Origin of the sequence: Nodosilinea sp. P-1105 (assembly GCF_012911975.1) — a bacterium.
In the GTDB taxonomy this organism is placed as follows: Bacteria; Cyanobacteriota; Cyanobacteriia; order Phormidesmidales; family Phormidesmidaceae; genus Nodosilinea.
Genome location: NZ_SMDQ01000052.1, coordinates 23,236 through 41,584, shown reverse-complemented (window position 1 = coordinate 41,584; position 18,349 = coordinate 23,236). Strand labels below are relative to the sequence as shown.

Annotated in this window: 16 protein-coding genes; 9 read left to right on the top strand and 7 right to left on the bottom strand. The window is 55.9% G+C overall.

Translation table 11 applies throughout. The annotated features are described in order from the left end of the window. Window positions 1–367 precede the first annotated feature (367 nt). On the top strand, window positions 368–1,330 hold the full coding sequence (locus tag E1H13_RS19130) for an integron integrase (RefSeq protein ID WP_169615607.1): 963 nt from the start codon (window positions 368–370) through the stop codon (window positions 1,328–1,330). 330 nt (window positions 1,331–1,660) lie between these two features. Continuing rightward, window positions 1,661–1,999, top strand: coding sequence for a hypothetical protein (locus E1H13_RS19125; RefSeq protein ID WP_240966728.1), 339 nt, complete (start codon window positions 1,661–1,663; stop codon window positions 1,997–1,999). A 252-nt stretch (window positions 2,000–2,251) separates the two neighbouring features. Here the strand turns inward: E1H13_RS19125 and lptC are convergent, their stop codons facing one another. The 5 genes from lptC to E1H13_RS19100 all read right to left on the bottom strand — a co-directional run bounded on the left by lptC (window position 2,252) and on the right by E1H13_RS19100 (window position 7,843). Next, entirely contained in the window at window positions 2,252–3,403 is a 1,152-nt protein-coding gene (gene lptC / locus E1H13_RS19120; RefSeq protein WP_169615605.1) for an LPS export ABC transporter periplasmic protein LptC, read from the bottom strand. Window positions 3,404–3,462: 59 nt separating this feature from the next. Further along, window positions 3,463–4,095: an NYN domain-containing protein gene (locus tag E1H13_RS19115; RefSeq protein ID WP_169615603.1), complete on the bottom strand. Its 633-nt coding sequence runs from the start codon at window positions 4,093–4,095 to the stop codon at window positions 3,463–3,465. A gap of 86 nt (window positions 4,096–4,181) precedes the next feature. Further along, on the bottom strand, window positions 4,182–5,789 hold the full coding sequence (gene metG / locus E1H13_RS19110) for a methionine--tRNA ligase (RefSeq protein WP_169615601.1): 1,608 nt from the start codon (window positions 5,787–5,789) through the stop codon (window positions 4,182–4,184). A gap of 299 nt (window positions 5,790–6,088) precedes the next feature. Beyond that, entirely contained in the window at window positions 6,089–6,643 is a 555-nt protein-coding gene (gene lepB, locus E1H13_RS19105; protein WP_206070709.1) for a signal peptidase I, read from the bottom strand. A gap of 210 nt (window positions 6,644–6,853) precedes the next feature. Next, the gene (locus E1H13_RS19100; protein WP_169615598.1) at window positions 6,854–7,843 is read right to left on the bottom strand and encodes a cysteine synthase A; all 990 of its coding nucleotides are present in this window, start codon (window positions 7,841–7,843) and stop codon (window positions 6,854–6,856) included. A gap of 123 nt (window positions 7,844–7,966) precedes the next feature. On the opposite strand from E1H13_RS19100, the gene E1H13_RS19095 reads away from it, so the two are divergent. Together E1H13_RS19095 and E1H13_RS19090 are read left to right on the top strand one after the other, a co-directional pair. Further along, entirely contained in the window at window positions 7,967–8,743 is a 777-nt protein-coding gene (locus E1H13_RS19095) for an HAD family hydrolase (RefSeq protein ID WP_169615596.1), read from the top strand. A 46-nt stretch (window positions 8,744–8,789) separates the two neighbouring features. Then, on the top strand, window positions 8,790–9,413 hold the full coding sequence (locus tag E1H13_RS19090) for a TenA family protein (RefSeq protein ID WP_169615594.1): 624 nt from the start codon (window positions 8,790–8,792) through the stop codon (window positions 9,411–9,413). A gap of 261 nt (window positions 9,414–9,674) precedes the next feature. Here the strand turns inward: E1H13_RS19090 and ilvD are convergent, their stop codons facing one another. Beyond that, window positions 9,675–11,519: a dihydroxy-acid dehydratase gene (gene ilvD, locus E1H13_RS19085; protein ID WP_169615592.1), complete on the bottom strand. Its 1,845-nt coding sequence runs from the start codon at window positions 11,517–11,519 to the stop codon at window positions 9,675–9,677. A gap of 355 nt (window positions 11,520–11,874) precedes the next feature. On the opposite strand from ilvD, the gene E1H13_RS19080 reads away from it, so the two are divergent. Continuing rightward, a complete protein-coding gene (locus tag E1H13_RS19080; RefSeq protein ID WP_347404189.1) occupies window positions 11,875–12,849 on the top strand; it encodes a beta-fructosidase in 975 nt (324 codons plus the stop codon). A 186-nt stretch (window positions 12,850–13,035) separates the two neighbouring features. After that, window positions 13,036–13,512 carry a carboxypeptidase regulatory-like domain-containing protein gene (locus E1H13_RS19075; protein WP_169615590.1) on the top strand — a complete coding sequence of 159 codons (477 nt, stop codon included), beginning with the start codon at window positions 13,036–13,038 and terminating at the stop codon, window positions 13,510–13,512. Here E1H13_RS19075 and E1H13_RS19070 read toward each other — a convergent pair. After that, on the bottom strand, window positions 13,504–14,034 hold the full coding sequence (locus tag E1H13_RS19070) for a pentapeptide repeat-containing protein (RefSeq protein WP_169615588.1): 531 nt from the start codon (window positions 14,032–14,034) through the stop codon (window positions 13,504–13,506). The genes E1H13_RS19075 and E1H13_RS19070 overlap by 9 nt on opposite strands. Before the next feature lie 548 nt (window positions 14,035–14,582). Between E1H13_RS19070 and E1H13_RS19065 the strand changes: the two genes are divergently transcribed. From E1H13_RS19065 to E1H13_RS19055, 3 genes are all read left to right on the top strand, one after another. After that, a complete protein-coding gene (locus E1H13_RS19065) occupies window positions 14,583–15,635 on the top strand; it encodes a fatty acid desaturase (protein ID WP_169615586.1) in 1,053 nt (350 codons plus the stop codon). A gap of 338 nt (window positions 15,636–15,973) precedes the next feature. Continuing rightward, complete coding sequence (locus E1H13_RS19060; protein WP_169615584.1) at window positions 15,974–17,509, top strand: DUF3747 domain-containing protein; 1,536 nt, start codon at window positions 15,974–15,976, stop codon at window positions 17,507–17,509. 214 nt (window positions 17,510–17,723) lie between these two features. After that, window positions 17,724–18,284 carry a Uma2 family endonuclease gene (locus E1H13_RS19055; protein ID WP_169615582.1) on the top strand — a complete coding sequence of 187 codons (561 nt, stop codon included), beginning with the start codon at window positions 17,724–17,726 and terminating at the stop codon, window positions 18,282–18,284. Window positions 18,285–18,349: the final 65 nt, after the last annotated feature.

Genomic DNA, 18,349 nt, shown 5'->3' with positions numbered 1-18,349 from the left:
TGACCTTGTCTGCTGATGCTGCCCTCCCATTACTGGTTGAACATTCCAAGGCGGACATCCGCTTGAACACTAGCGGGGAAAGGATTTTGGAGCCCTTTCCAACTCCCCCGAACGACTTCGAGTCGCGCGTATAACTATGTATTAAGTGTCAGATCAGCTAGATAAGACCCCTATTACCCGGTATTATCCAGCAGATCCACGAGATAATACCTGGATCTTAAGGAATTAAACATCATTTCTGCTGGATAAGTCCGTAACATCCGGGTGTTATCCAGTAGATTTGAGGGTTAAGTATAGGTTTTGGGGGTATTATCCAGCACTTGCACTGGATAATACCCCAAAGTTAGGGGTTATCCAGCATCTGCCTATGTCACCTCCGCCACGCCTGCTTGACCAAGTGAGGGAAGCAATTCGCCTCAAGCATTTCAGCCTTAAGACCGAGAAATCTTACGTACACTACATCCGAGACTTCATCTTGTTTCATAACAAGCGGCACCCGAAGGAGATGGGTGCTGATGAAATCCGGGCATACCTTTCGCATCTAGCCATTCAACGAAACGTAGCCTCCTCGACCCAGACGGTGGCGCTAAGTGCCTTACTGTTTCTCTACCGTCAGGTGCTTCATATTGACCTACCCTACATTGACGACATTGAGCGGGCTAAGAAGCCTGAGCGGCTACCCGTAGTGTTTAGTCGTTCTGAGGTGAAGCAAATTTTGGCCCATCTCGATGGTGTAGAGCACCTTATCGTCAGTCTGCTCTACGGCAGCGGCATGCGCTTGATGGAAGGGTTGCGACTGCGGGTAAAGGATTTGGACTTTGGTTATGGCCAAATTACTGTGCGAGACGGTAAAGGGAAAAAAGATCGCCAAACTATGCTGCCCAAGTCTCTAGAAGTTCCTCTCCAGCTTCAGCTTCAGAAGGCTAAAAAGCTACATGAGCTAGATCTATCGATGGGTTATGGCACTGTTGAGCTGCCTTATGCGTTGGATCGAAAGTATCCCAACGCTAATCAGGAGTGGAGTTGGCAGTTTGTATTTCCATCTTGGAAGCGCTCGGTTGATCCTCGAAGTAAGGTCGTGCGACGGCATCATGTCTACGAGCAGTCCGTGCAGCGTGCTGTGAAAAATGCCCTTCGGCAAGCTTGCATTGCCAAACATGGGGGTTGTCATACGTTTCGCCACAGTTTTGCTACCCACCTGCTGGAAGATGGCTACGACATTCGCACAGTGCAAGAACTGCTGGGCCATAAGGATGTCAAAACCACCATGATTTACACCCATGTGCTGAATCGGGGTGGGCGGGGGGTGCGCAGTCCGTTGGATGGGTAGGGGGCAAGGATAATTGTTACCCTACGGTTGACGGTAGAGACCTACCCCACTATGCTCTTACATTAAGCCGTTCAACCGAACGGTGACCACACAGAACTCGAAAGCTTTGGCGCTGTCCGCAGGTGTGCGACCACCTACGAACAGCTAACCCCGCAAGTCTAACCAGCAGATTGCGAGGCTAGGATCAACCCTAGCACCCAGTTTGCACGTCCAGCGTGGGTGGCTAGGGTTTTCGCGTTCTGTTTTCCTCAAACCCACCCCTGATCCTCCCAGGAGGGGATGGCGGCGAAGGGTTTGTTCTCTGCAAACGCAAAAAAGGAAACAGAACCGATGTTGCAATATCTTGAACCAGGCGCAGGGGCTGCGTCCGGCAGTGCGTCTAGCCTGCCGCCGTCGGCCAGCAATCCCCGCCCGCCTCGACCCGAGCGAGTGCGCCATCTGCTCTACGGCAGCCTGCCCGCCCTGGACCGGACGATTAAAATCCTCCATGCCCTGGGTTATGCCGAGCCCAACGACTGGAGTGAGCCCTTGCCGATTCCCCAGGGTGGAGGGGCTCCCCCAGCCGTTAACTCCACCGAGGAGACGCCACCGAGCCCAGTCGAGGGGGCTCTACCGAGCGGAGTCGAGGTATGGATGGTGATTTTGACCAAAACCATCCTGCTAGAGTAGTCTGCAGATTCAGACCTCGGCGGGTTAGCCCTGTTTTTTTGGCTCTAGAGTGCCAGTACAGGTTTTGAATTTAGAATTAACAAACCTAGAAATTTAGTAGCGTCAAGGTCCGAAATCCCCTCCTTGGGAGGGGTAGGGGTGGGTCAACTCAAACCCGAAGAACCCACCCCGCCCTTTCCTGCGGAACGCTTTTCCTCGGAACGCTTCGCGAACGCGAACGGGCACCCCTCCGTCGGAGGGTTTGAATTTGACTTAATTCGGCACAATTTCTGTGACCACACCGCCACCGTCCACCACCACGGTTTGCTGATCTAGGCGACCCACTGCCCGGGGGCCATTCAGGTTAATGGTTGGATTCACCTGGCGGTAGTTGACTCGACCTTCGGCCACGAGCACCTGGTCATTGACGGTCCAGGTCAAGTTATCGGTGGTTAAGCGGGATTGATTTTCCTGGCCAATGGCGACCACATCCTGGGACAGGTAAACCACTTCATCGGCCAGGTTCATGCGGCCCCGACGGGCCGTAACGCGCACCTGGGCTTCGGGGTGAACCACCGTCAGGGGTTGATTGATGGTGACCAATTCTGTCTCCACCTGCCAGTCCACAGCGTCGCTGGTCACCCGCAACGGCATCTCTAGCATGTCCATGGCCACCTGGCCCCGCAGGGTAACCAGGGCGTCTGCCAAGTCCACCGCTCCCCGCTGACCCACAATCACATCAGAGATACTGTTGTTTTTGAACTGCTCGACCCGTAGGGGTTGAGGGCTATCGATGCGCTCTTCCTCCCAGTGCCACACCAGTTCTTCTGCCTGAAGCTTTAGCCAGGGCTCTTGGCGAGGGTCCTCGACAACCGTACTAGCGACCACTTGGCCCAAGAGCTCCATGCGGTTATCGCGGTTGTAGACTCGGGCTTCCTGGGCTGAGGCTCGCAGTTGGGGGTGGCTGCCGGTGATTTGGTTGCGAATCACCAGTCGGTCCTCATCGGGACGCCACTCCAGTTCGTTGCCCCGTAGAATGGCATTGTTTTTGATGCCAGTGGCCACAATGTTGCCCCGCAGAAAAATTACCCGCCCGTTTTCCTGCACTTCCCCAGTGTCGGCGGTGACTTCGTAAATGGCCTCGCCGTCCTGAAACAGTTGCCCATCGGGGCGCACAATGTAGGCGATTTGTAAGTCGGGGCTGTAGGTGACCTCGTCCCCCTTCACCCGCCACATAGGGTTCCCTTCCTCGTCGGGTTGTTCTAGGGTGACATCCCGCAGGGTCAGGCCAGGTTCGGTCACCTCAGAGTCTTCCGTCAAGTCAGTGCCAGGGAGCACCGCTGGGTCGGTGGTTAGAAAGCTGTACAGCGCGATCGCAGCGCCAAGCCCCAGCACCCCTGCAGCTATGATTCGCCATTTCACCATGCTATCGACTCCCCTGTTAGGCGATTATCCCCCCGTCAGGGGGCAGGGCTGTACCCCTCCTATTCTGGCAGGTTGCCGTCAGGATTAACCATGACCGGTAGGGGCCGATACGTATAGCTGTGGTTATTCGTTGTGGGGTTGCGGGGTAGCTTTTTAATGTCATCTTTGACCCCATCCAGGTCGATGTAGCGATCGGCCACGTTAATCAGACTATCGCTCGTCATCGAGCGCAGGCTGACCACTTCAATGCGGGCTCCCCGGTAGCTGGCGGCATCGGCGGCATAAGCCAGATCACCATCGCCGCTAACCAAAACAGCCGTGTCATAGTAATCCACAAGGGCCACCAGATCGACGGCAATTTCGACATCCAGGTTGGCTTTTTTAGAGCCATCCGGCAGTTGCACCAGGTCTTTGGCAATCACCCGATAGCCGTTACGGCGCATCCACAACAAAAAGCCCTGCTGCTTTTCATTGGTGCGGTCTACCCCGGTATAGAAAAAGGAGCGGAACAGGCGAGAACCAGCCGTGAGCTTGCAGAGTAGCTTGGTATAGTCAATTTCAATTCCAAGCTGTAGCGCCGCATAAAACAGGTTGGAACCATCAATAAAAATGGCCACCCGCCCCCGGTTACCAAGCACCTGCTCGGGGGTAAATATAGCGTCTTCACTTATCAAAGAATGGGCATCTAACATGAGTTTTTATCCGTTGTCTTCTTATGGCTTTGATGTTATTGGGGCTTAAAAGGAGCAAAATAGGCTAATTAATCATCCAGCAGCTATTAAGTCGTGGGCATAGCCTGGGGTAGTTCGAGACGCTGAAATACTGGAGAGGTTTGGCCAAGGGGCTGACCAGCGGGCAAGTATCCCCAGCAGGCATGATCGCTAAAGGGGAGGCGATCGCCAATGGATTTATCGTTAAAGTCGGCATCGAACCCTAGCTGCCGGTAAATGTCGATGCTAATGGCGGGAATCACCGGCGACAACAGATAGGCCGCTAACCGTACCGACTCCAGGACGGCATAGAGCACCTGTTCAGTTTCAGCCTGCTTGCCCTGCTTGTATAAACTCCAGGGGGCTTGTTCGTCTAGGAATTTGTTGCTGGCCTGCACCAACGCCAGCACTGATGTACAGGCCCGACTAAAGTTGAGGTTGGTGTAGGCTACAGTCACAGTATCGGCCAGGGGCTGACCTAGAGCTTTTAACTTGTGATCAGGGGAAATAACGCTAGCATCAACATCAGGTACCCTTCCTTTACAATAGCGCGCCGCCATCTTGGCTGTGCGATTGAGTAAGTTACCCAAATCGTTAGCTAGATCAGCATTGAGCACATTGATAAACCGGGTTTCGCTGAAGTCGCCATCTTTGCCAAACTCAATTTCTCGCAAGAAATAGTAGCGAACGGCATCTGCACCGTACTTTTCGGTCAGCTCTACCGGATCGAGGGTATTCCCTAGACTTTTGCCCATCTTTTGGCCATCTTTGGTCAAAAAACCATGGCCAAAGACGCGCCCAGGTGTCGGCAACCCCGCCGACATCAGCATAGCTGGCCAGTAGACGGCGTGAAATCGCAGGATATCTTTGCCAATCAGGTGAATGTTGATTGGCCACCATTGGGCGATCGCGGCATCTAAGTCCGGCGTTTCTGACGGATCTTGTAGGGCAGTTACATATCCCAACAGGGCATCAAACCACACATACAGGGTGTGCTCTGGATCGGTAGGGACTGGAAATCCCCAATCTAGATTCACCCGAGAAATTGAAAAGTCCTGTAGCCCCCGTTTGACAAAGCTCAACACCTCATTACGGCGAGTCTCTGGCTGAATAAAGTCAGGTTGCTCAGCGTACAGTTTCTCCAAAGATTCCTGGTATTTAGATAAGCGGAAGAAATAATTTTGCTCATCTCGCCATTCCACCGGCTTGTTGGTATGGATAGGGCAATGCTTGTTGGGCAGCAGATCGCGCTCTTCTTTGAATTCTTCGCAAGAGACACAGTACCAGCCCTGTTGCTGCCCCTTGTAAATGTCGCCCTGGTCCCACACCCGCTGAAAGAACTGGTTCACAATAGCGTGATGCCGCTCTGCGGTTGTGCGGCTAAAGCGATCGTAGGCAATATTCAGTTGCTGCCACAGCCGTTCAAACCCAGCCGCCACCTGATCGCAATGCTGCTGGGGGGGCACATCCCGCTCTTGAGCCGTGCGCAAAATCTTTTGTCCATGCTCATCGGTGCCGGTGATCATCAACACCCTGTGCCCCACTAGCCGATGGAACCGAGCCACCACATCAGCCGCAATTGTCGTGTACGCACTACCGATGTGAGGCAGATCGTTAACGTAATAAAGCGGCGTTGTAATTGAGAATTTTTGCGTTTTAGCGGGGGATGGGGTCATAGAAAAAAAGTGGAAAATTACCCTCCTACAATGCTCTTTATCATAACAGTAGGGGTTGTTAACGATGGCCGAGAAACAGGTGACCTAAAATCCCCTAGAAAAATCTGGGTAAGTTCTAGTAGAGTAACAGCCGCAATTTAGGCCAATCGAAAATGACCCGAAACATTTAATGATCTGCCCAACGCCAGTCAACGGCCAAGGGCAAGATAACTAGCTGGGGCAGTTTACGGTTTTCGGCTTACGGCCTGCCTAGAACCTGACATCCTCAGCAACGGTGGCCGTCATGCTGCCAGCCAATACTAGTCATCAATCAGGCCAACTCGGCTGGGGGGCCAGAAGCGGACCAAGGCCCGGCCAATAATATTTTCAGCAGGTACAAACCCCCAAGAATGGCTGTCATAGCTGCTATTGCGGTTGTCTCCCAGCACCAAGTAAGACTCATCGTCAACCTGTTCAGGCCCCCACTCATAGCTGGGGGGGGCCATGATGTAGTCTTCTTCCAGGACAACGCCGTCAACAATCACCTGCCCATTACTGACTTCGACCACCTCCCCAGGTAGCCCAATCACCCGCTTAATAAAAGCATCCCGTCGTTGGCCAGGAGGTGTGAGACTGTCTGGGGGCCAAAACACAACGATGTCCCCCCGTTCTGGCGGGTTGAAGTTATAGCTGATTTTCTCCACCACCAGGCGATCGTTAATCTGCAGAGTGGGCTCCATGGAGCCCGATGGAATATACCGGGCCTCAGCCACAAAGTGACGAATTCCCAGAGCCAACACCACACTCAAGCCAATGGTTTGCAACCCCTCTACCCAAGGATTATGACGCTGCTTGGTGGGATCTACCTTGGGCAGGGGTGTCCCTGGGGGTTTTTCTACGGAAGGATCTGGTGGCAGTGGTGATTTATCAGGCTGGTCGGTCACAGGTATTATCCCCGCAGTTAGGCGATAGTAAACAGTGGATGAAAAAGAGCTTCTGAATCAAAAGCAGCTATTCACAGATCATACTCACAGATTTTACCCTTGGGGTAATCTTGGCAGACGGTTTAGAACTTGGCCCTAGGATTAGCGGGGGAGCAAATCATCTGACCACAGTCCCTTTGCGTCTAGCCAAGCACGGCTGTAAATGCGTGACTGGTAACGGGAGCCACTGTCACACAGCACAGTAACAATCCGGTGACCTGGCCCCATTTGCTGAGCCAGTTGCACCGCCGCCGCCACGTTGATCCCCACTGAACCGCCCATAAATAGCCCATCTTTATACAGCAGTTGGTAAATCGTTCGCAGGGCATCAGCGTCGTTCACTTGAAGGGCATCGTCAATCGGTACATCTTCCATGTTGGCGGTAATCCGGCTGTTACCGATACCTTCGGTGATGGAGTTACCCTCCGGTTTAATTTCCCCGGTTTTGATGTAGCTGTAGAGGCCGCTGCCCATGGGGTCAGCCACGACGCAGCGGACCTCAGACCGTTGCTCCTTTAAGAACAGGGCTGTACCGGCATAGGTGCCACCGGTGCCAGTAGCGGCAACCCAGCCGTTAATGGTGCCCTCGGTTTGGGCCCAAATTTCGGGGCCAGTGGTCTCGTAATGGGCTCGACGGTTGGCCAGGTTATCAAACTGGTTGGCCCAAATGGCGTTCTCCATCTCATCCGCCAGGCGACCCGAAACTTTCACGTAGTTGTTGGGGTCTCGATAGGGAACGGCGGGCACGGTTCTAACCTCGGCCCCCAGGGTGCGCAGCAGGTCAATCTTTTCTTGGGACTGGGTTTCGGGAATCACGATCAAGCAGCGGTAGCCTTTGGCGTTACAGATGTGGGCCAGACCAATGCCAGTATTGCCCGCAGTGCCTTCGACCACGGTACCGCCGGGTTTTAGCAACCCCTTCTCTTCGGCGTCTTTGATGATGTACAGGGCGGCCCGGTCTTTCACCGAGCCCCCGGGATTAAGAAATTCGGCTTTGCCTAAAATGTCGCAGCCGGTGGCTTCACTAACGCTATGCAGGCGAATTAGGGGGGTATTACCGACGGTGTCAACAAAACCGTGCTTGATATCCATACTCTTTGTAATCGTTGACAACAGCTGGAGGTGCTTCTTCATCCTACGGTGAAATGGCCCGCATCTCGGCTAGAATCGGGTTGCCTAAGGCGATTCGGTGCTCATGTCTGCTGATGTTTTCCTATGCTACATCCCGAGGCTTTAATTTTTGATGTGGATGGCACCCTGGCCGAAACCGAGCGGGATGGGCACCGGGTAGCCTTTAACTTAGCGTTTCAGGAGTTTGACTTGCCCTGGTACTGGCCGGTGGGCCTGTACGGCCAGCTGTTGCGGGTGGCGGGGGGCAAGGAGCGGATTTGCCACTACATTAACCGCTACCAACCGGCATTTCGGCGGCAGCAAGCGGTGACCGTTGAGTCCGAACTAATTGTGGCGCTTCATCAGGCTAAAAATTGCCATTTCCAAGCGTTGCTGGCTCAGCAGGTGATTCCGCTGCGGCCTGGGGTGAAGCGGTTGCTAACAGAAGCCCGACGGCAGGGGATACGGTTGGCGATCGCGACCACCAGTGCCAAAGATAATGTCATCCCGCTGCTGGAAACCCTGCTGGGTGCAGAGGCGCCCACCTGGTTTGAATGCATTGCCGCTGGGGATATGGTAGCCGCCAAGAAACCGGCCCCGGACATCTATCAACTGGTGCTCAGTGCCATGGATCTAGACCCGGCCCGCTGCCTGGTGTTTGAAGATAGCCAGCAGGGGTTGGAGGCGGCGATCGCAGCGGGGCTGCCCACGGTGGTCACAGTGAACGACTACACCCGCAACCATGCCCTAGAGGGGGCAGCCCTGGTGATCAGCCACCTGGGGGAGCCTAACCTGCCCTTCGAAGTGTTGCATGGAGACCCCCGCCATGCCTACTATTTTTCCCTAGAGCTAGCCCAGACCCTGTTGGCCCAGGTGAGCTAACGGATGTCCCCCCTTACCTATCCCTGCAACCCCATACCCCATCGCCATGCCCCTTTCCTCCGATCTCTGGCAAGCCCATCACACGACAGCTGTGGCCTGTCTTAACCATCCTTTTGTCCAGGGCATTGGCGATGGCACCCTGGCCAAAGCCAAGTTTGCCTATTACGTCGGACAAGATGCCTTTTTTTTGGAAGCCTTTGCCCGGGCCTACAGTGTAGCGGCAGCCAAGGCCTCCAGTTGGCAAATGTTTCAAACCTTTCATGCCCTCGCCGCCGGGGTGATGGAGGAGTTGAACCTGCATCAGGGCTATGCCCAGGACTGGGGCGTTGACCTGCGCACCGTCAGCCCAGGGGCCGCCACCCGCCGCTATACCGACTTCTTGCTCAGTACGGCCTGGAGTCAAGATGCGGGGGTGACAGCGGTGGCCATGTCCCCCTGTATGCGTCTCTATGCCTTTTTGGGGCAATCTCTGGCCCAGACGCAACCAGCCCCCCATGCCTACAGCCAGTGGATTGACACCTACAGCAGTGAACAGTTTGAGCCCTTGGCCCAACAGTTAGAGCAGTTGGTGAATGCCCAAGCCACCGATTCCCCCTTGATTCACACCACCTATGGCTATGCCATGGACTGCGAGTTGGCCTTTTTTGAGGCCGCTTGGCAGGAGGAGTAGGGGGAGGTGGGGAGGTGGGGGAAGTGGGGAGGTGGGGGAAGTGGGGAGGTGGGGGAAGTGGGGAAGGTGGGGAGATGGGGAAGGTGGGGAGATGGGGAAGGTGGGGAGATGGGGAAGGTGGGGAGATGGGGAAAGCAAAGAACTTAGGGCGGAGCCGGTGCGCAGCAGCAGGAATGGGAGAGAGGTTTCGTTCTTCTCTTTTCTTTTTTCGGTTTTCAAATCCGTAGGGGCAGACCGGTGTGTCTGCCCGGCTGCGGAATATTACTCCAGCAAGTCCAGGTTGCGGACGGCCCCCCGGTCAGCGCTGGTGGCCAGCAGGGCGTAAGCCTTGAGGGCCGCTGTGACCCGACGCTTGCGGGGCTGGGCTGGTTTCCAGGCGACTTTCCCCTTGGCTTCCATAGCGGCCCGACGGGCGGCGAGTGCCTCGGGGGAAATGTCCACATTAATGCTGCGATTGGGAATATCAATCAGGATGCGATCGCCGTCTTCCACCAAGCCAATGGCCCCACCCGCTGCCGCCTCGGGTGACGCATGGCCAATCGAGAGCCCTGAGGTGCCCCCCGAGAAACGTCCATCCGTGAGTAGGGCACACACTTTACCCAGCCCCTTCGATTTCAGGTAACTGGTGGGGTAGAGCATTTCCTGCATCCCCGGTCCTCCTCGGGGGCCTTCATAGCGGATAATCACCACATCTCCGGGTTGGACCTCGTCCTTAAGAATGCCATTGACGGCACCATCCTGGCTTTCGTAGATGCGCGCCCGCCCTGCAAACACCAGAATGCTCTCGTCGACCCCCGCCGTCTTGACGATGCAGCCTTGCTCGGCCAGGTTGCCATAGAGTACGGCCAGTCCCCCCTCGCGGCTATAGGCATGATCAAGGCTGCGGATACAGCCATTTTGCCGATCCAGATCTAAGGAGGGCCAACGGGTTGACTGACTAAAAGCTTGCTGGGTGGGAATCCCCGCCGGACCGGCTGTGAAAAAGGTGTGCACCGCTGGGTCATCGGTGCGAATCACATCCCAGCGATCGAGCGCCGCTTTCATGGTTTCGCTGTGCACCGTGGGCACGTCCGTGTGCAGCAGTCCCGCCCGATCCAATTCCCCCAAAATGCTAGGGATGCCACCAGCCCGGTGAACATCTTCGACATGGTAGAGGGGGGTGTTAGGGGCCACCTTACACAGTTGCGGCACCTGTCGTGACAGCCGATCAATATCGGTCAGGGTGAAATCAACTTCGGCTTCCTGGGCGGCGGCCAACAGGTGCAGAATGGTGTTGGTGGACCCACCCATGGCAATGTCTAACATCATGGCATTTTCAAAGGCTTTGAAGCTGGCCACCGACCGGGGGAGCACCGAGTCATCCCCCTGCTCGTAGTAGCGACGGGTAATGCTGACGATGGTGCGGGCCGCGTTCAGGAAGAGATCCTTGCGGTCAAAGTGGGTGGCCAGGGTGGTGCCGTTACCGGGCAAGGAGAGGCCGATGGCCTCGGTTAAGCAGTTCATGGAATTCGCTGTGAACATGCCGGAGCAAGATCCGCAGGTGGGGCAGGCGGAGCGCTCATACTCTTCCACCTCTTGATCACTGAGGGTATCGTTGGCGGCGGCCACCATGGCGTCTACCAGATCCAGCTTGTTCTCCGCCAGTTTTGTTTTGCCCGCTTCCATCGGACCACCGGAAACAAACACCGTAGGAATATTTAGCCGCAGGGCCGCCATCAACATGCCAGGGGTGATTTTGTCGCAGTTGGAAATGCAAACCAAGGCATCGGCACAGTGGGCGTTGACCATGTACTCCACGGAATCGGCAATGATTTCGCGGGAGGGCAAGCTGTAGAGCATGCCGTCGTGGCCCATGGCAATGCCGTCATCTACGGCAATGGTATTGAACTCCTTAGCCACCCCCCCAGCCGCTTCGATTTCGCGGCAGACTAATTGTCCCAGATCCTTCAAATGAACATGCCCAGGCACAAATTGGGTAAAGGAGTTGGCAACAGCGATAATCGGTTTATCAAAGTCTTCGGTTTGCATACCAGTGGCCCGCCAAAGGGCCCGGGCACCGGCCATATTACGTCCCTGGGTGGACGTTTTAGATCGATAGGTCAGCATGGCACAATCCTAGTCGGCTAAGGGGGTAAAGGGTGTTCTCAATTGTGATCTAGGCCAAGTCCAGCTCGAGATCTGGAGTTTTCCCGCAGACAGAACTCCAGGTCTGGACTTGGATTTGGTTTAAATCTAATTTACGCCTTGGCTGCCCTAGGAATCTACCCTGATCGGGGGCAAGGTAATGGTCAGCTCCCATCATCTGCCGGGGCCATCCTGCTGAGCATTGCTCCCTGTGCCGCAAGGGTACTGATGGGGGGCTATCTCTCTTGAGCCCAAACAGGCCAACCTGTCAGCCCCCGGTTATTGCCCCCAGGTTAGGGTAAGGGTATCACCATCAATGGAGACTTTTGAGTAGCCAGTGATCACATTTCCTGCGGTACAGCATCCCCGACGCTACGTGTGGGACTTTTGGTATGTCTTTGACGCGGCGGCTGGGCAATATCATGTGTTTTACCTGAGTGCTGAGACCGCCTTGGTGCCACTGGGGCAGCACCACTTTGCCACGTGGCTAGGCCATGCTATGACCCCAGACTTTAGCCACATCGACTGGGGGGATGGCCGCCGCGATCGCGTGTTAATCCCCCCGACCGATCACTGGGCCGAGGCCGCCCTGTGGAGCGGGGATGTGATTCGGGTAGGCAATGGCTATCTGTGGTTTTTTACTGGCCGCCGTCGCCACCAGGATGATGGCATGACCCAGGCGATTGGCATGGCCTATTGCCCAGACTTAACCAGCGATCGCTGGCAAGTGACAGCCCTGGGTATTTCCCCTGGGCACAGCTACCAGCCCAAGACGGTGCCGGGGGATAGCACCGTCCATGCCTGGCGGGATCCGTTTTTGTTTCGAGATCAGGGGCAAATCTATATGCTGGTGGCCGCTAAGGTGACCGATGCGCCCCTCGGTCGGAGCGGGGCGGTGGGGCTGCTAAAACTCAAAAATAATGACTTTAGCCAAAGTCAGTGGGACTATCTGGATCCCCTGGTGCAGCCCGAGCGATTCTCGGAAATCGAAGTACCCCAGCTCTACCAAACTGCCCAGGGGCAGTACGAGTTGGTCTTTTCCTGCTGGGCCAAGCATGATAGCGAAGCGGCGATCGCCCCGGCCGGTGGGCTACAGGGGTTTAGTGGCCCCCATTGGACCACCCTATCCCCCAGCCCTTACACCCTGCTGGCCGAAGGTTCTGGCCTCTATGCCTGCCGGGTAATTCCGGAAATGGGGGGCGAGATTGTCGGGTTTGATGGGCAGCGGGGCGGCATTCGCCGCAGCGGCATCAAGACAGGCTGGCAAGGGGTGAATCGCGATTTCTCCGACTGCTGGTTTAAAGGGATTTAGGGTGTAGACCCGGAGTGGCTTCTCTTGAGTGGGCTACAAAAGGCGGAGGCAGAGCCTCTGGGGAGCATTCCCACACAGAGCATGGGAACGAGAGACGACGTTATTATCCGAGTTTCACCAAAAGCAGGATCATGGTTTTCGTGTCTCGCTACAATGGGCGACGTACTTGATCCTTGTAGAGGCCCTATGAAACGGCTGCTGTTTGCCCTGGTTCTATGCCTAGCCCTGATTGGGTTCCCCACCCAGGCCTGGGCCCACCAGGTCGAAACCTTTTTTACCCTGGGTGACCAACTAGAATTTCAGTCAATGTTTAGCACGGGTGAACCCTTTGCTGGCGCAGAGGTCACTATCTATGCCCCCAACGACCCCAGCCAGCCCTGGCTAGCCACCTCTACCGATAGCCAGGGGCGCTTTACATTTGTGCCAGATGAGTCAATTCCCGGTGACTGGGAAATCGCCATCGAAGACAGCGACGGTGACCAAAGCCACGCAGACTACTGGACCGTACCTGTGGGCGACAAAGGCATCATCTATGACGGCATTGTGCTGGACGCCACCGAAGACCAGCACTACATGTTTGCCTCCGCCATGGGACCACTGGCCATGACCATCGGGGCTAGCTTAAGCTGGGCGTTGTATAAGCGGCTACGGCGACTAGTGTAGGCCCCAAGAAATCCAGCGAGAACTGTCCGCTAGGGGGCTGTCCATACCGCGATGCCGCACCAGGTGCAAATTGGCGCCTCCCAGTTCAGCTTCTTGCAGGTCGGTGTTTTCCACCCAAGCACTGATCAGGTTGGCATGGGTGAGATTTGCCCCGCTCAGGGCCACCTCGCGCAAAATTGCCCCCCGCAGATCAGATTGTTCTAACTCGGCGGTGCGCAGGTCGGCATAGCTGAGGTCTGCCCCAATTAAGCTGGCCCGACTGAGGTCTGCCCCAATCAGGTTGATGTGCTTCAGATTGGCCCCACTGAGATCGACCCCGGTTAGGTCGGCATCGGTCAGGTTGGCGCGTTCCAGGTTGGCCCGAGACAAATCAGCCCCACTCAGATCGGCTTGGGAAAGGTCAGCCCCACTGAGATCAATACCGCTAAGGTTGACCCCACGTAAATCGACACTGTGGAGATGCAACCCGGAAAAGTTGCGATCGCCCTGATTGTACTCGTGCAAAAACTGTTGAATATCCATGGCGTACAGCCTCCGCAATTTAACTAGGGAAGCCTTAACCGGCAACTGACATAACTGCCATCAACTCAGCCCCAACTGAAGAGGTCTCGCTGACAAAGTGCTGTAGATCCTCAAATTGGGCCTCAATCATTCTGTAGTTAAGGCTATGTTCATTGTCTCTTAGGGCTGGGTGGGCTGGGGCTGAAGTTCATAGAATGCAAGCTTGACGAGGCAGGGATCACGGAAAACACTGGCTTTAGCGGTGTGATCAGGGTTGATGTGCTATAAATGTTAAGGAATTATAAGCAATCTCATCTAAGGGTTTAGCCAGCAGCCCTGACCTGTGGGCGTTGTCTGAAGATCTGGCCGTGCGGCGGATGAGGTATTTTGGCTTGTGGCCACATTGCTCACCGATGTTTCCCCTGTGGGGCAATTCCTTGGGCGAGAACTGGCTTGGTGCTAAACATGGCTTAGAAGTTGGCCTGGTGGCTCACTGGTGGCCTCCAGGCCTTTTTGGGCTGAAATCAAATATCAAATATTGACGTTATTGACTTTGTGGAGATTATTCCTTGACTGCAACGATTGAGCCATCATCCGCTCGGATTTCAGATGCTATTTTGGATCGCCCCTTGACCCTGAAACAGGTGATTCAGACAATCCCTAAAGTTTATTTCCAAAAAGATCCCCGCAAAGCCTGGTTTTCGGTGTTGCTGAGTATGGTAGCTGTAGCCATCAGCTATGGCGCGATCGCGCTGTCGCCCTGGTTTTTGCTGCCAGTGGCCTGGTTTTTGACCGGAACTGCTCTAACCGGTTTTTTTGTAATTGGTCACGACTGCGGCCATCGGTCCTTTGCCAATCGGCGCTGGGTGAATAATTGGTTGGGCACAGTGATTATGCTGCCGCTGATGTATCCCTTCCATAGCTGGCGGCTGCTGCACGATATTCACCACCGCCATACGAATAATATGGATATCGATAATGCCTGGGCTCCCTGGCCTGAGGACGAGTACATCAACGCCAACCGGGTCTTGCAGTGGATTTACCAGGGCATGCGAGGCTGGCTCTGGTGGTTGGCGTCAGTGGCCCACTGGGCGGTGTTGCATTTTGATCTACGGAACTTTGAGCCCCGCGATCGCAAGAAGGTTAGCCGCTCAATTTTGGCGGTAGCGTTGTTTGCCGCTGTCTTTTTCCCTACCCTGTACTGGCTGGCTGGTCCCTGGGGTATTGTCAAATACTGGCTGATGCCCTGGCTGGGCTACCACTTTTGGATGAGCACCTTTACCCTGGTGCACCATACCATCCCCGAGATTCAGTTTCGCCCCGGGGAAACCTGGAATGAGGTCGAGTCACAGCTCTCAGGCACCCTGCACTGTGACTATCCCCGCTGGGTCGAGGTGCTGTGTCACGATATTAACGTCCATGTTCCCCACCATGTTTCAGTGGGTATTCCGTCCTATAACCTGCGGCCGGCCTATGCTTCGCTGAAGCAGCATTGGGGGCCACTAATGAGGGAAACTCACTTTTCCTGGGATTTGATGTGCACCATCACCCAGCAATGCCATATCTACCATCCCGAGCAAGCCTACCAACGGTTTCGGGACATAACTCATCAATCACGATAGAAAAGCCCTATCCCCCTTGAGGAGAGCTGTACCGGCCCAGGATCCCTGGGCCGGTTTTGTGTGTGCCTTGTTTAAGGTCAAGGACAATTGGTAAACTGCGACACCTAAAACCGCAATTGTCGTGAGGCCACCCAAAATCAGGATTAGGATTGGAGATTCTAGGTTAGCTTCAAGCCTGGCTGGGGTTTACTTGGGGGCTAGGTCATCGCTTACCCATGGTTTAGGCCGAAGACCAGGGGTTACCTCTCTCACCACGGCGGCCTGAACCCTACTCCACCTGATGGTGCTCTCTTCGTCATTCCGGCTTTCGCAACTCACGCCCTGTTTCGCAACTCACTATGGCAACCTTGTCTCGTTCCTTGTCTCGTCCATTGACAGCCCTGGCAGCTACGGCAGCGGCCATGGTTACCAGCCTGGCCCTAGTCCCTGAAGCCCTAGCCCAGCAGTTTGACCAACAGCCCATTCCCCCAGACCGGGTAGTGGCGATCGCCAGCCCAGTGAGAGATGGGGCCTTCCATAACCTGATGATTTTAGAGCAGGTGCCGAATCAGCGGCAGTGCTGGCAAGAACAACAGCAGGGAGATGGGCCGGTGGTGGTGGACCCGCTGCTGGTGAATTTTGACTTTACCGGGGCCTGCAAGCGCAAGACCGACAGTAACGGCTATTCGGTCCGGGTGAATGGGGCAGATCTGGGGGTACAGTACCGGCTAGAAATTTCCACCCGGCAGAACGATCTAGTGCTGTTTGCCCGCCATAGCCGCGATCGCAGTCAGCCGCCGATTGAAATTGGCCGTACCCATGGCCGCGCCGATGGGTTTCTACGCTTTCGGCTCAATCCTGGCTGGCAGTTGGCCCGCCGCATCTATAATGGCCAGCCCCTGGGCCACATTTACCTCAGCCACGATGGCCCGATGAATGTGGCCACCGCCACCCGTGGAGATGGGGAGTCTGGACCAGTAGCCAGTGCCCCAGGGCTCAGCGCCACCATGACCGCCCCCCCACCATCTTCGCCGCCATCTTCCCCGTCGGCTACGGCCCAGACCCCGGTATTGCAAACGCCGCCTCCCAGCGGTGGTGCTGCCAATGCTGGCAACCACTTCCGGGTGGTGGTGCCGATCGCGGGTCCGGCCACCCTGCCGCAGGTACGCAATATTGAACCCAGTGCGTTTCGCACCACGGTGGATGGTCAGGCGGTGGTGCAGGTGGGGCTATTTAGTGAACGCCAGCGGGCGGACGAGGTGCATCGTCGGTTAGTTAATGCCAATCTGCCCGCCCAAATCCTCAGTGCGGCGGCCCCTGCGGTGGCGGCTACCCCCACCCTCCCCCCCGTGCCCCGAGGGTCCACCACGGTGATGATCGACCCCGGCCACGGCGGGCGCGACCCTGGGGCCATCGGCATCGGCGGCCTGCGAGAAAAGGACATCAACACCACCATCTCGAATCGGCTGCGGCAGCAACTCCAGGCGGCGGGTCTGACGGTGCTAATGACCCGGGACAGTGATGTCTATGTCAGCCTGGAAGGGCGGACCCAAATGGCCAATCGAGCCGGGGCCGATCTGTTTGTCAGCATCCACGCCAATGCCATCAGCATGTCTCGCCCCGAGGTGAATGGCCTGGAAACCTACTACCTGTCCAGCGGCGAGCGACTGGCCCGCAGTATCCATAGCAGCGTTTTGCGGAATACGGATATGCGCGATCGCGGTGTGCGTCAGGCCCGGTTCTATGTACTGCGCCATACCACCATGCCCGCCGTGCTGGTGGAAACTGGTTTTGTCACCGGGGCCGAAGACGCCGCCCGCTTCCGCGATCCCGCCGCCGTGAACCGCATCGCCGATGGCATTGCCCGCGGCATCTTGGACTACCTGGGGCGGTAGGCAGAAGGCAGAAGGCAGAAGGCAGAAGGCAGAAGGGGGTTGCCTGTGCATCGCTGGTTGGATTTGGGGGGAAGCAACCCATGGCGGACAATTGCATCCTGGGCGGATGGTATCCCTAGAGTTCACTCCGTGGTCCCCTGTCTGGCAGACCTATCTGGCAGAATAGAGTTACAGGCAATTCCCCCCAGTGCCAGCGGTGGCAAGCGAGTGAGCCATGACACCCCACGTTGCAGTAGCCAAGTGGACCCTTGAGCAATACCACCAGATGATCGAAGTCGGCATTCTCGCCGATCGCCGGGTAGAGTTACTGAACGGAGAGATCATCGAAATGTCGCCGGAGGGAGAACCCCATGCCTACTACAGCCGCACCGCAGCGAAATATCTAGAACAGGTGCTGGGCGATCGCGCCGAAGTTTTGCAAGGTAAGCCCATCACCATTCCTGCAACCCAATCTGAGCCAGAGCCAGACATTGCCGTGGTGCAGCCCTTAGGGCGCGAGTATTTACAGCATCATCCCTATCCAGAAAACATTTTTTGGCTGGTTGAATTTTCCAACGCTAGCTTCAAGAAAGATGTTGACCCCAAGGCCAAAGCCTATGCCGCGGCGGGCATTGCTGAATATTGGATCGTTAACCTGAAAGCCATGGAGCTGATGGTGATGCGCTACCCCGATGACGGGCTTTATCAAGCCAAAATGACCTTAACCACAGGCATACTCACCCCCCTGGCGTTTCCCGATATTGAGGTATCTGTGCGGCGCCTGCTGGATGAGTGAATAAGACATAAGTCGACATACTCGCGCACCAGTTGCGCCGCCGTCGCCGCACCGCCGACCCAATT